At 40.4% G+C, this 14554-nt stretch carries 10 protein-coding genes, 1 pseudogene and 1 CRISPR repeat array (1 of these 12 only partly in view); of the genes and pseudogenes, 7 read left to right on the top strand and 4 right to left on the bottom strand.

Annotation, left to right across the window (positions count from 1 at the left end; translation table 11 throughout):
* A CRISPR array of direct repeats spans positions 1-7; the repeat unit is 36 nt (it extends 906 nt beyond the left edge of the window).
* Positions 8-261: 254 nt separating this feature from the next.
* Positions 262-1701 (bottom strand): MlaD family protein, encoded by a 1440-nt coding sequence (locus HWQ41_RS12105; protein WP_292762973.1) that lies wholly within the window; start codon positions 1699-1701, stop codon positions 262-264.
* 108 nt (positions 1702-1809) lie between these two features.
* Entirely contained in the window at positions 1810-2592 is a 783-nt protein-coding gene (locus HWQ41_RS12100; protein WP_292762971.1) for an ABC transporter ATP-binding protein, read from the bottom strand.
* 741 nt (positions 2593-3333) lie between these two features.
* Between HWQ41_RS12100 and HWQ41_RS12095 the strand changes: the two genes are divergently transcribed.
* Positions 3334-4380: a low specificity L-threonine aldolase gene (locus HWQ41_RS12095; protein WP_292762968.1), complete on the top strand. Its 1047-nt coding sequence runs from the start codon at positions 3334-3336 to the stop codon at positions 4378-4380.
* 11 nt (positions 4381-4391) lie between these two features.
* Here the strand turns inward: HWQ41_RS12095 and HWQ41_RS12090 are convergent, their stop codons facing one another.
* Positions 4392-4916 carry a thermonuclease family protein gene (locus HWQ41_RS12090; RefSeq protein ID WP_292762965.1) on the bottom strand — a complete coding sequence of 175 codons (525 nt, stop codon included), beginning with the start codon at positions 4914-4916 and terminating at the stop codon, positions 4392-4394.
* Between the two features lie 446 nt (positions 4917-5362).
* Between HWQ41_RS12090 and HWQ41_RS12085 the strand changes: the two genes are divergently transcribed.
* The 4 genes and pseudogenes from HWQ41_RS12085 to HWQ41_RS12070 all read left to right on the top strand — a co-directional run.
* Positions 5363-6256: an NADPH-dependent FMN reductase gene (locus HWQ41_RS12085; protein ID WP_292762963.1), complete on the top strand. Its 894-nt coding sequence runs from the start codon at positions 5363-5365 to the stop codon at positions 6254-6256.
* A gap of 96 nt (positions 6257-6352) precedes the next feature.
* Complete coding sequence (locus HWQ41_RS12080) at positions 6353-6700, top strand: hypothetical protein (protein WP_292762960.1); 348 nt, start codon at positions 6353-6355, stop codon at positions 6698-6700.
* A 249-nt stretch (positions 6701-6949) separates the two neighbouring features.
* Entirely contained in the window at positions 6950-8959 is a 2010-nt protein-coding gene (locus tag HWQ41_RS12075; RefSeq protein WP_292762957.1) for an amylo-alpha-1,6-glucosidase, read from the top strand.
* 126 nt (positions 8960-9085) lie between these two features.
* Positions 9086-9439, top strand: a pseudogene (locus tag HWQ41_RS12070) (glucosidase); the annotation flags it as partial.
* A 104-nt stretch (positions 9440-9543) separates the two neighbouring features.
* Here the strand turns inward: HWQ41_RS12070 and HWQ41_RS12065 are convergent.
* Positions 9544-10146 (bottom strand): hypothetical protein, encoded by a 603-nt coding sequence (locus HWQ41_RS12065; RefSeq protein WP_292762954.1) that lies wholly within the window; start codon positions 10144-10146, stop codon positions 9544-9546.
* A gap of 638 nt (positions 10147-10784) precedes the next feature.
* Between HWQ41_RS12065 and HWQ41_RS12060 the strand changes: the two genes are divergently transcribed.
* The gene (locus tag HWQ41_RS12060; RefSeq protein ID WP_292762951.1) at positions 10785-11681 is read left to right on the top strand and encodes an alpha/beta hydrolase; all 897 of its coding nucleotides are present in this window, start codon (positions 10785-10787) and stop codon (positions 11679-11681) included.
* A 702-nt stretch (positions 11682-12383) separates the two neighbouring features.
* Positions 12384-14318 carry a type I restriction enzyme HsdR N-terminal domain-containing protein gene (locus HWQ41_RS12055; protein ID WP_292762950.1) on the top strand — a complete coding sequence of 645 codons (1935 nt, stop codon included), beginning with the start codon at positions 12384-12386 and terminating at the stop codon, positions 14316-14318.
* The last annotated feature ends 236 nt before the right edge of the window (positions 14319-14554 follow it).

The raw sequence follows: 14554 nt of genomic DNA, 5'->3' as shown, positions 1-14554 counted from the left end.
TGTAAAGAGTTACGTTTTGGAAAGCTTACTGAGCAAGGGTTTGAGACCCCCAAATCGACACCACTTTTTAAATTATCAACAACTCTCCAAAAATTCTCAATAAGCGATGCTTTTTACAGCTTGAAACCCTTACTGTGCAAATAATCGACACCAGTCAACGGAATTATGCGGTTTTCAAGGTTCTGGGGAGTGGTGTCGATGAGTTTCAACACACTCACCTTACAGTAAAATATCTTACTTAAAATTGTCAAGCTGTATTGCCTATTTCCCCGTCTCCAGTTGCTCCCGTTGCTTACCATACTCCCGCAGCTGCTTCAAGAGGTCTTCTTGGGATGAATTCGGGATAGACTCACTGGGGGTTGGTTGAAGGTTGGTATCGGCAGTTTCAAAATTAGCAGGTGAGGGATTAATTGTATAGACGGGTAAAGATTTGTCATGAAACACCGCCTGTTGGGTTGGTGCTGGGGTAGGAATTAGATTATTTGGTTTGCTCACAGCAGCTTTTACCGAATCGAGAGTACTAGCAACTTGCACTTGTTGCTGCATCTGTTGTGTAGAAGATACTAAATGACTTAGACCATTCACCAATTGCAGCAGATTTTTGCGGAAAGTCGGATCACCTGTCAATTCATCCAAATCAGATGTAATTTTTTGGGTATTTTCAAACGTTACTCGTGCTGAATCTAAAGTTTGTTGCAGCAGCACCACATTCTTTGGATCATTTAAGGTTTTAGAAGCATCGCGTAAATTAGCTGAGGCTTGCGCCGCATTTGCTGAAAGAGTTTCTAAATTGTTGAGTAATTTTCCTTGAGTCAATCGATTGACAGATGGTGATAAGCTACTGACTGTAACACGCAGTTGGTTGCTGGTTTCGGTGATATTGTTCAAAGCACCAACTAGCGCCGAACGATTTGTTGTCAACAGATTATCCAAGTTGTTCAGCAAACGATTTGCTTGAGTTGCAGTTGCACCAAATTTATCTATAGTTTGAGTTGCAGATGCATTAAGTTTGTTTGTTGCCCGTTGCACTGAATTAGCAGTGGCTGAAAATGTGTTTAGTTGTTGTCGTAAGCTTTTGGTCAAACCTCGGAGATCGTGACTTAGCTCAGTAAAACTGGATGCTGCGCCTGTAGTTGCTTCCAGAACCCCATTCACATTTCTATAAAATTTTGGGTTATTGTATGCAGCAGCTAGGTCAGTTGAACTGCGAATTAGTTCATCAACACTGATCCCAACCTGACCTTTTAACCGAGAGCCATTACAGACGATGAGACTGGTATCACAATTTTTATCTAGGGGTTTAGCAAGCACAACCCCAGCAGGTAAGGTTGCTTTTGGTGTAATGTCGATAATACTTTCGCTAATTAACCCGCTTTGATTAGCTTCCACCAGTACATTTCGGGGGATAATTAGGTCAGTTTTGGCAATTTCAATCTCTACATCAATGGCATTTGGGCCTGGTAGAATCTGGGAAATAGTTCCTACCTTAACGCCACGATAACGAACTACTGCTCCCTTTTGCATTCCGCCAGCGTTAGCAAATTCCACAATAGCTTTGTATGAACGACCAGCAGCAGTGAATCTATTTAACCACAAAAAGAGTAATCCAAATACCCCTAATCCTAGCAGGAGTAATAACCCCACAGAGCCTTCTCGAAATGTTCGCCCAGACGCGAAGCTGCTTGTCATAAGACCTCGCATTTTTTTGCCTCTACCAACAACCAACAAGGAGTTATGAGTTATGAGTTATGAGTTATGAGTCGAATTTAACTCCTCACTCCTCATTCTTAACTCCTCACTTTTAAGTTTCTAGCCCCCGACTTGAATCGGTCCTTCCACACTTCCACTGATAAATTGTCTGATCAACGGATTTTCTGTGTTGTGTATTTCACTAACTGTACCCTGCCACTGCACTTTACCTTCATAGAGAAATATAAGTCTATCAGCTGTACGGCGGGCAGTGCTGGCTTGGTGGGTAACAACGGCATAGGTACTACAAGTTTCATGTGAACTTTGCAAATAACGGATTAAATCTTCGATTACTGTTGAGGCAATGGGATCAAGTCCGGCTGTCGGTTCATCGTATAATAGAACTTCTGCGCCTTCTGTGGGGCTATCGGGGTTAGACATAATCGCACGGGCAAAACTTACCCGTTTTCGCATTCCCCCCGAAAGTTCGGCTGGGTAGAGGTCGCCTATTCCTGGTAAACCTACCATCTGCAATTTTTCTTTTACCAAATCTCGGATGCGCGATCGCGGTAGCTTTGAATTTTGATAAAGTAAAAATCCCACATTTTCCTCCACCGTCAGCGAATCAAATAGCGCCGCCTGCTGAAACACCATGCCAATGCCAACCTCCTGGACACCATCCTCAATCAAACCGTCTCGCCGCACTCCTTGCACATAAATTTCTCCTTCATCGGGACTAAGTACCCCCGCCATTACCCGTAAAATTGTTGATTTACCAGTCCCTGATGGGCCAATAATCCCCAGTGCTTCTCCCCGGTAAATGGTCAAGTCTACATTATCTAGAACTTTATGGCTACCAAAGGACTTAGAAACACTTTTCAGTTCAATCAATGGTTCAGTCATTAGTTATTAGTCATTAGTCATTGGTGAGCCAGTGCCTTGGGCGGGTTCCCCAATTTGTACCCCTACAAGAGTGATGTCATAGTTATTGTATTGGTAGGGCATTTATGGTACATTATAAGTATATGATTAACAAACTTTATTTTTCTAGCATAATATTTAGTTATTTGCGGTGTTAACGTCCCAAAATCCCCTCAACGCAAAGCTGACAAAGACACCGTAGTAATCTAACGTCTCAGTAACGGGAAACTAAGACTCTAGTTTTCTGTGGACATCAGCAAAGTCATATATCATTTTATAGTATAAATATACTATTTGGGGCGATAACTACTCAGAGAAAAGCTACGACAACAAAAACTAATTATTAACAGGTTAATGCAAGATATAGCAATTCTATTTTATTTGTGAAAATCAAAAGATTCAGATTTCCGACTTATCTAAAAAATTGGAAATCTTGTTGTTCACCAACGATTAAGTAGGGCTATAGAAACTAGGACTTACGCATCAAGTACGGAATGTAGGGGTAATTCATGAATTGCCCCTACGGTAAATCAAGGCTTTCACTGCCTTTTTGCGTAAGTCCTGAGAAACATCTAGTTTACTACTATCCAAAGTTCTTTTAATTAGCAGAGTTCTGAGATAATTTGAGAGGTTAATAGCATCCCCGTCAATCTTAGAGTTGGCAAGTGCCAAAATTATTCACTAATATTGTAAAAATTACTGATAAAAATCAACGTAGAGATTATGAATAGTAACTCAGAGCAGTTTGCAAGTGATAATTCCTCTGGCATTTGTCCAGAAGCGCTGGAATATATGATTAAGGCAAATCAAGGTAGTGTTCCAGCCTATGGAAATGATGAATGGACTCAAAAAGCCACAGATTATTTTCGGGAACTCTTTGAAATTGATTGTGAAGTATTTTTTACCTTTAACGGTACAGCCGCAAATTCTTTATCTTTAGCTGCCCTTTGTCAGTCATATCACAGCGTCATTTGTCATGAAACATCTCACATAGAAACAGATGAATGTGGCGCACCTGAATTTGCATCTAATGGCTCTAAACTGTTACTTGCTCCAGGTAAAAATGGCAAGTTAACATCAGAGGCGATAGAGGCAATTGTCACTAGACGTACTGACATTCATTATCCCAAACCTAAAGTTATTAGCATCACACAATCAACTGAATTAGGAACTTTATATTCTGTTGAAGAACTTCTGAAAATTAAAGAAGTTGCGAAAAAGTATAACTTAAAGATTCATATGGATGGCGCTCGGTTTGCAAATGCAGTTGCCGCGATGAATCAAAGCCCTGCTGAAATTACTTGGAAAACTGGAGTGGATGTGTTGTGCTTTTGTGGTACAAAAAATGGAATGGCATTAGGTGAAGCCATTCTTTTCTTCAACAAAGAGCTAGCAGAGGATTTTGATTATCGATGCAAGCAAGCAGGTCAGCTAGCCTCAAAAATGCGGTTTATTTCTGCTCCCTGGTTGGGTTTATTAGAAACTGGTGCTTGGCTAAAAAATGCCAGACATGCCAATCAATGTGCTGATTACTTAGAAAATCAACTATTAAACATAGAAGGTGTTGACTTGATGTTTCCCAGAGAAGCCAACGCCGTGTTTGTTAAACTACCAGAACAAGTCATTCACGCCTTAAAAGCAAACAATTGGCAGTTTTATACATTTATTGGTGTGGGAGGAGTACGTTTTATGTGTTCTTGGAACACAACAAAATCAAGGATTGATGAATTGATTGGTGATATTAAAAAGGCAACTATTTACAAAAAATAAATATGAAAAATCTAGAATAATGAAATAAGTACAGCAATCCTAAAACTGCTCAAACTTAGGCGAACGCAATTAGTCATAACTGACAATGTAAGTGCTGACTTAGCATGAAACTTCAACTGCGCTTTTGATTGCTGCCACAATCCCAAGCGCTTATTTTTAGCATTAGCTTCTGCAATTAAAAATTGGGTTTTGCTTTCGGAGCAATTTTGTAAAGATTCTCGGTCAACAACGGCATTACCTGACTCTACCAAAAGGAGATTTACTGACCGATTATCCACAAACACTTCACCAGCTGTGCGACCACTTTTGAGTTGTTCTGTGCTTCTAATCACTACAGGACTTTGAGGTGGTAGTAGCTGTTTTAGCTTTTGTGTTGCTGCTAAAGCATAGGGCTGGTCAGTCGCCTCTGGTGCATTAATACACGCTAGCTTGATTGTAGTTGTTTGTCCTGCATTATCTTTAACCAAAATTGTGTTCCCGTCTGCAACACCAACTACTGTAGTTAGCACCAAAATTAGTTCAAGTAATTCCATCATTGCGTTCGTAATATTTTATGCATAAATATAATTTTATTTCAGTGCTTAGGTTGCTAGTGTGATTTAGCTCACAAGTTGTAAGTAAAAGTAATAAATATTGTCTATTGATGAGATTTATTGCAAATATCTAGTATTTATATCAATCAAATCTTCATTGAATAACTACAGGTAATTAAACACTCTTTCCTCATGGATGCCTATTGCATGGGTTATAAAATTGAAGAAGAATTCAGAAGTCAGAATCAAGACGCTCGCGGACTCGCTACCGCGACGCTGGACTAGTTTGATAGAAAGATTTTACTAGAGACATCTGCTATTTGCATACAACAAAATTATGAATTTTTACTTAACTAAATGTAAATTTATACAACAATTTAATAGGTAGAAATAAGCGGTGTCATAACGTTGCACCGGGAGGAATAGAAACTCCTATTAATACCAAGCTGTTGAACGATCGAGAAAAGTTAGGTGCGTTATTACAAAATATTTCTCTTGGTCGTTTAGGTCAACCGCAAGATGTCGGGCGTTTCTGGCGTCTTCTAATGCTGACTACATTACAGGTAGGACTTTCTTTGTGGATGGTGGGCTATTTTGGAATTATCAGGAACAGTAGCGAGAAAAAAACTATGTCAGATTCATCCTTATTTATTCCAGTGATTCTTGGTACTCCCCGTCAAGGTCGCCAAAGTGAATACGTTGCTAAATTTATTGTGGAGCAGGTTGCAGCACGCGATCGCCTAGAAACCGAACTAATCGATATTAGAGATATTGCGATCGCTACAGATGATGCAGGAGAATCACTCAAAGACCCTCAATTTTCTGCAACTATTGAGCGAGCAGATGGATTAATTATCGTTGCACCAGAGTATAACCACGGTTATCCGGGTTTGCTCAAACACGTGCTTGATACCTGCCTCAAAGAATACATTCATAAAGCCGTTGGACTATGTGGCGTTTCATCAGGGCCCTTTGGTGGCACAAGGGTAATCCAAAACCTCTTACCTGTGATGCGGGAGTTGGGACTAATAACTATTTTTTATGACCTCAACTTTAGCAACGTTCAGAAACTATTTGATGAGTCGAGCAATTTAATTGACAAACCAACCTACATTCGCCGCATGGAAAAGTTTATGGACGAGTTAGTTTGGATGTCAACTGTTCTGAAATATGGGCGGCGAGAAGTCAGCCTAGAGAAGAAAGATAGCACTCAAGTTAACATCCATGCCAATAAACCCTGCCCGGAAATAGCTGCTCGGATGGGTGCTGATGCGATGGATACCGTTCTGAAAGTTAGTGATAATGCCCAGACTGGTCAAGTGGAAGCCACCCCAGTTACTTAAGTCGCAATTTTGCTTTCCCCTAGCCCCCTGGAAAAAGCTACGGTGTACACACAAGTTTTTTGACCTGCAATGTTAATGCATCGACTGACAATGTTAATGCATCGACTTGCAATGCCAATGCATCGACTGACAATGCCAATGCATCGACTGACAATGCTAATGCATCGACTGACAATGCTAATGCATCGACTTGCAATGCCAATGCATCGACTGACAATGCCAATGCTTTTGGCAACTAAAGTTTCTGTGAGGTTCAAAGGTAAATTTCAAAAGGAAATCATCATGACAGTCAATGTACAGCAGCTTATTACAGCAACCAGACAAGGTTCTTCATACTGGGTGCTTGGGGATTTATATACCTTTAAGGCGGTAGGTGAAGAAACTGGTGAAGCTTATGCTCTAATTGAGATTACCGTTCAACCACAAAACGGTACACCATTTTGAATTTTGAATTGTTAATGCCTGTGTGTAAGTTTAGAGACATTTTAGCTTCTACTTACAGAAATGTCTTACCAAAGATACTAGTATTTAACATTGCTTAAGCTAATAAATTTTAGCCCTGATTAGCAGTTAAGATTTTAGTTGGGATTAACCGAAAATTGCGCTTTTATTAACTCTTAATACCACTCTCAGCACAGTAGAGGATTCATAATCGATAATCCAGATATTGAGCGCCAAAAAAAGTGTTGAGTTATGTGTATACAATTTGGGCGGGAAATCTGCGGCAATCTTGACACCGCAGAATCGCGGGAGTGGTTAGTTACTAACGGTATTGGTGGTTACGCCTCTGGAACTGTGGCTAATTTATTGACCCGCCGCTATCACGGACTACTGGTAGCAGCATTGAAACCACCTTTAGGTCGCACTTTGCTGCTGGCAAAACTAGATGAAACTATCCTGTATGACACTCGCTCCTATTCTCTATACACCAATCGTTGGGCAGATGGGATTGTCAGTCCCCACGGTTATCAACATATTGAACGTTTTTCTCTGGAAAACACAATACCCCTATGGTGTTTTGCTGTTGCCGATGCCTTGTTAGAAAAACGGGTGTGGATGCAACAAGGCGCTAACACAACCTATGTCCAATATACTCTGCGTCGTGCCACCCAACCGCTGAAGTTAACGCTCAAAGCAATGGTCAACTACCGCGATTATCACGGCTACACCCAAAGCAACGGTTGGCAGATGTCTGTTGAGCAAGTGGAACAGGGGATTTGTGTAACTGCTTATCCGGGTGCTGTACCACTGTATCTACTGAGCGATTCGCCCAAAGGCGATAGCTGCGCTTCACGCGTTAGTGCATCCCCTGCTCACAATTGGTATTATGGCTTTGACTTGGCAGTTGAACGCTATCGGGGATTGAGCGACAAAGAAGACCATCTCCACGCCGCCACTTTTGAAGTTACACTGAATCCTGGGGAAGCGATCGCGTTTGTAGCCAGCACAGAAAAACAACCAAATCTCAATAGCGAAGCCACACTTAAGTTACGCCGCGCTCAAGAGCAGAAGCTAACAGGACTTTGGAATAGTAACCGACCCCTCAACACTAAGGAATCACCTAGCTGGATCAACCAGCTAGTACTAGCTGCTGACCAGTTTATTGTTAACCGCCCAGTACCAGAAGACCCCCACGGTAAAACTATCATCGCTGGTTATCACTGGTTTAGCGACTGGGGACGCGACACAATGATTAGTCTACCTGGTTTGACAATTTCGACTGGTCGCCCAGAGGTAGCACGCTCAATTCTTCGCACCTTTGCCAGATACGTAGATCAAGGAATGTTGCCGAATCGCTTTCCCGATGCGGGTGAGCAACCAGAATACAATACTGTCGATGCCACTCTCTGGTACTTTGAAGCAGTCCGCGCCTACTACAGCGCTACGGACGATGATAATTTGCTTGCTGAACTCTTTCCAATACTTGCAGACATCATTGATTGGCACTGTCGCGGTACACGCTACAACATCCACCTCGATCCAGCCGATGGCTTACTTTATGCAGGTGTTGCAGGTGTACAACTGACCTGGATGGATGCCAAGGTTGACGATTGGGTAGTAACACCCCGAATTGGCAAACCGATTGAAGTTAATGCCCTCTGGTATAATGCTCTACGGACAATGGCAAAGTTTGCCCGTCAGCTTGGTAAACCACATCAAGAATATGAGGCAATGGCAGACCGTGCTGAGTATAGATTTTCTCGCTTCTGGAATGAGGAGACAGGTTATTGCTATGACGTGATAGACAGTCCTGATCGTGATGATTCAGCGTTGCGTCCTAACCAAATATTTGCTGTTTCATTACCAGAAAGTCCGCTCACACCTGCCCAGCAAAGGAGTGTGGTGGAAACTTGCGGACGAGTGCTGTTAACTTCTCATGGGTTGCGATCGCTTGCCCCCGAACATCCCCAATATCAGGGTAAATACGGCGGAAATCAGTATCAACGCGATGGAGCTTACCATCAGGGAACCGTCTGGGGTTGGTTGTTGGGGCCGTTCGTCCTAGCACACCTGCGCGTCTACAAAAACCCTGAGCAGGCTCGTCAATTTTTGGAACCAATGGCTAATCATCTCACTGCACACGGTCTTGGCAGTTTCAGCGAAATTTTTGATGGTGATGCTCCGATGACTCCACGGGGATGTATTGCCCAAGCGTGGACAGTGGCAGAGGTTTTACGTGCTTGGTTGGCGACAGAGATTTGATCCGGGGAATAATATCATATCCGCCTAATCACTTACGATATGACAACTAATCAGCCGGACATGATATAACTCAGGACTTACAGTTGTTTGAGAATAATTTGGGATATTATTCCCTGTTCCCTGCTATATATGCATCCTAATGGGCAAATTCCTGCCTATGAATGGGCATTTGGTGATGTTAATCCACCTGTTCATACTTGGGCAACTTGGCGTATTTACAAAATTGAACAGAAGATATATGGACGAGCAGATAGACAGTTTTTAGAGCGGGTATTTCAAAAGCTAATGCTCAATTTTAGCTGGTGGGTGAATCGCAAAGATGCTGAAGGTAACAACGTCTTTCAAGGGGGATTTCTCGGTTTAGATAATATTGGTGTATTTGACCGCAATGCGGCTTTACCTACAGGCGGACACATCGACCAATCTGATAATACTAATTGGATGAGGATGTATTGTTTAAATATGTTAGCGATCGCTCTAACATAAGGACATCCAAACCTGATCCTCCCGAACCCTCCTTTTTAAGGAGGGAATTAGAGCAAGCCTTAAAAGGGGGTCGGGGGATCTATTGTGCGTAAGTCTTATTAAAGACAAAAACGAAAGTTATCAAGGGTGAATTGACCATCAAAAGCACAGAAGGTAACGCTGTATATGTTATTCACAGTTATAGATAATAAGGTATTGGGAGAAATTGCCGAGTCTGAATTGGCAAGATTAGCGCTTGGTAATGCAGTTTGACCGAGCAGTTGCCGATCGCGATCGTAGGCGGAAAGCACTAGCCGTTGCGAACTAGTGACAAAGGCGCTAACCGAGTTAACCGGATGCAAGAAAGTAGCTTCTAAAAATCCGCTTTTAGGCGCTCCCATTAAGACTGTTAGCCCTGAATAGGTTGGAAATGCTGGATTTGATGGCTGTATTGCTAGAGTATTGTGAAAAATTACTCCCCAGCGTTCATACTGGCACTCTACTGCTTCAAAACACTTCAAGTCTTCTAAGTCTAAACAAATACAAGTCGGTACAGTCACTCTGGCAGCGTCAATAGCTGGCTCAATCTGACCCCGCCAAGCTGAAGCTGTAATTTCGTTTTGGATATTAAAGTTGTCAAGCGCAAATTTAGCGTCTTCAATCGTTGGTAGTTTATTTGATTGAAGAGTAGCCTGCTTTACCATGACATCCCACCTTACCATTACTTAGAGAATAATCAGATTAGTTATACATTAAAAGCTATTGTTTCTACATATAGAAGTAGAATTAATAGTTTATTAAAATGAGCGTTTTAACTATTTTTGACGCTCAAAATTATTTATGAGTTTTTTGATAGATTACCATAAAAACTTATGTTTCATTCACGCTTTAGTAATAGTCAATACCACGGAAAACCCTTATAAAACAGTAATTACAAGGTTAAGTTATTTTTTATTATGAAAAAATAATTACCAAATCTTTACAAGTAATCCAGTAAATTTATATCTACTTAATCTAGCGGTAGCAAGAAGTCCTAGAGTGATTGGTTCGCCGATAATAATAATGAGTGGGGAGTTTGAACTAAATAGGTAAGTATTCCGGGGTGATCAAAAAAGACGCGGTGACGCGAAGAAATTATCAAATGCTCTCTCAATCTGCTCCGTCCCTTGCGCGTCTCCCTTAGGAGAAGTTCTGTACCCTTTGGGAAGGCAAAGCTAGCCGCTTGCGGACTCGTTGGCGCAGCCTCTCGTAGAAAAGAGGCTGCGCTATCGCCGGAAGCAAGCTACAGACTTTTCTTTGCGTCCTCAGGTTTCTTCTGTCACTTGTACCAACTAATTACTACAGTCAACAAAAAATACTGATGTTTCAACCACTAGGATTTGAACAACGCTCCATAAATACCTCACTAGGTAGAATGGTATATTATACTGCCGCTGGCTCACCTTGGCAGCACAATGTAACTGTCAAAGATGATCGGGAAACTTTGGTGTTCCTGCATGGCTTTGGTGGTGGTTCTTCTGCTTATGAGTGGTCAAAAGTTTATCCGGCTTTTGCCGCCGAATATCGGGTGATTGCACCAGATTTGATCGGTTGGGGTAGGTCTGAGCATCCGGCACGGAGTTATCAGATTGAGGATTATTTGACCACGATTCGGGAGTTTTTCGAGCAGACTTGTACTGGGCCAGTAACAGCGATCGCTTCTTCTTTAACCGCAGGATTTACAATTCGGGTAGCAGCAGATCATCCTGATTTATTCAAGTCTTTAATTCTCACTACCCCCGCCGGACTTTCCGACTTTGGCGAAGACTATTCCCGTAGTTTTTTTGCCCAGTTAGTCAGCGTTCCCCTTGTTGACCGTTTACTTTACAGCACTGGAATTGCTACGAGTGGGGGTATTCGCAGCTTCTTAGAGCAACGGCAATTTGCTCAGTCCAATCGAGTGTACCAAGAAATTGTAGATGCTTATTTACAATCCGCTCAACAGCCTAATGCTGAGTATGCAGCACTGTCCTTTGTCCGTGGCGATTTATGCTTTGATTTATCCCTTTACATTCAACAGTTGACCACTCCCACCGCCATTATTTGGGGACAAAAGTCGGAATTTACAGGGCCCTCAATTGGTCGCCGCCTTGCCGAAATCAATCCCCAAGCGATCCGATTTTTTCAACAGTTGGAAGATGTGGGGTTAACACCGCAGTTGGAATTGCCAGCAGTGACAATTGGATTAATTCGCCAATTTTTGCCTTTGCTTAATTAGTGGTTTGTTCAGTAATCAAAGCTTCATCTAATTTCCTCCTTTATGCCTTCTTTACTGATCTAATTTCAACCATAATTGTGTAGCTAGACTTAGGATTGTCGAGGCTTAAGAAATTAAATTCAGGGCGTTACTGAATCATATCTCGATTTGGTAATGCCCTGAATTTAACTTAAACTTACTTACAGGTTGCTTATGTATACTGCAAAAACATCTCGCTAAAAACATAAATAATTCAGTTACTGTTAGTGCTAATAACCCAAGTCAGAGGTTATTAATTATAGAGTTATCTTAATTAGGCGATCGCGCACAATGAAATTTCGGTTACGTACAACGCAACCGCGCCTGGAGGATAATCAAGTACCTAGTTAATCGGGCATATTTCCGATTAAAAGGTACTAAGTAAAAAGGCTTATTGATTTTGTTGCTTAATTAGCCATCTACGTTAGCGTCCCTGCGCGTCTTGTTGGCGCAGCCTCTCGTAGAGAAGGTATCCTCGAATGAATAACTAGCAACTTGGGTAAAATACGGAAGCAACGGCTGGGTATATTTTTACAAAAGTGAGATGCTCCCAGGTCAAGTTAAAGACGAATGCTTTCATTATAGTATTCACAATCACTATACTATCCAAACTGACTTGATAAATTGTTAATTACACAAACAAAATAAGGCATAGGAAATTTATACTAGCAGGTAGATTATCTGATGACTATTCCAGAGTCAATTAAACAATTCATTACATGGATACAAGGTTTTGACCATCGTCTTTTACGAAATGAAGATGATGTCAAACAAAAGTTGATTTTCCCAATGCTTCACTATCTCTGTTATCCAGAAAAATGTCATCGTGAATACCCTTTAAAAACATCTAAATCAGGAAAGTACGGCAAAAACCCAGAAATGGCTCAGATTTATTATACAACAGATGATATTGACGAACAAAATACAGATACCTCAATTATTTTTGTGGTAACGATAGAACCGCAAAAGACTAAATTAAATGACGCTATTGAGCAAGCCAAATTTTATAGTAATCATTTTAAGACACTATTTTTTATTGTTAGTAACGGATATGAGATAAAGGTTTTTAAACGCCTACATTACCATAGAGAAGAGTCGCTATTTGAGATAAATATAGATGCCCTGAGAAATAATGATATTGCCTCAGAATTTTATAATCAGCTAAATTTTCATTTAGTTAAAAACATCGATAAAAATACAGCAACTAATTTCATATATACTAAATATAACTTAATAGAAAAATTTATAAGACGCTATCCAGATTTACAGGATGTTTTAGAAAAATCTGATTTTGAGCCTTCCATAACGCAAGAAGGCTACCGCTTAGTTGTTGTGAAACCAAAAGTAGCGATCGCATGTAATTTACCCAAAGCTTTTGGAGAGGGTAATTGTGAAATAGAGTTCAGCAGCATCATTTTAAGAGGTCTAAAAATTTACTTAAATCATCAAGATATTTTAGGTCAATTAATGACTGGATTGCACAGCCAGGCAGATTGGGGATGTCGTCGGTTTTTTAAACGGTTAGATAAAAATAATTTTGAGGTATATTTAGGTCAAACAACTCTAATTTTATCGGAGTTAGAAGCAGTAGACTTGTGTTTGTGTATTGATGGAGTTTGCCAAGAATATAAAAATTTAATAATTGAATTTGAAAATGCTTTAGAAACATGGAATTTTGAACTCGTAAAATTTTCAGAAACTCGAGGTTTTATCCTTTTTTCGGTAAGACAAGAATTATGGGACTTAATGCAGCAGTTTGCTAATGAATTTGATTATACTAAAGGCAAGTCAGAATGGCATCTATTTCATAGAAAAGATATATCAATTCGAGTGAGTCGAGGAATTCGCGATCATACATTTCTCTTACCCAGAATTGATAGAGATTTGTATTTATTGCCTAATAATCAAATTAATATAATCTATGAACTAAATGATGTTAATTTACAATCTATTGAGATAAGTAAATTTACCTTATGGCAGCAAGATATTGGAGTACGGGGAACCTGGACAGCTAGATATACCAAACAGTGGTTATTAGAGAAATATATTCCAAAAGTTATTAATTATTACTCAGGAAAGTCTCAACTATCTGAAGCTGAATTGCTAGCCAAAATAACAAATTACACAAGTGATCGTGTGTTTATTAAAGAAATTGAGCATATCAGAGATTTAGCACCTTATCTTCGCGACATCCAATCTTGGCTACATATAGATGTGGAAAATATTGTTGCTTCGCTCTTGAAACCATATTACCAAGCCTATACAAATTTGGTGCGTAATACTGATTCTTCCATAATAGGCATAGACTATATTATAGGAAATTTGCGTAAGGTTGAGTGGAAAAATACGCAAGAAGGAAATCCTAGCAATTCCACAGACTGGACAAACTTAACTTTTAAACATGCTATGGATTGCTTAGATGAGCAAGTAGCAAGAATAAATAATTGTGAATACGAGATTAGTTTAAAGGCAGATTTAATAACTCGGACATTTATTTGGATTATAGAAAATGGGAAAATCTCTTTCTCGCAAGCTCAATTAAATGCTGCTAAACAGGCTTTGCTACCACTTTGGGAACAAAGTCGTTTTGAAATGCGCCATGTGTATCCTAATCGATAAAGCTACATAATCTGCTGTAAATCTAGCATAAATCTAGGTAGTACATTTTCTCCTGATAAACTATTAGGATTGTTTAATATCTCTACATCTTTACTCAATATCTATTAGGACTTACGCAAGAACTTTCTAAAACTCTTATTCCTTCGTGTCCTTCTCTACGATATGCTACGCGAATGCGTCCTTCTCTAACGAGACGCTGCGTGTTGGCGTCAGCCGACGCACCAGAAGGTGGCTCG

The sequence above is a fragment of the Nostoc sp. NOS(2021) genome (assembly GCF_017115025.1).
Lineage (GTDB): Bacteria > Cyanobacteriota > Cyanobacteriia > Cyanobacteriales > Nostocaceae > Nostoc.
Note: the sequence above shows the minus strand (reverse complement) of the source record. Positions and strands in the feature narration are given on the sequence as shown.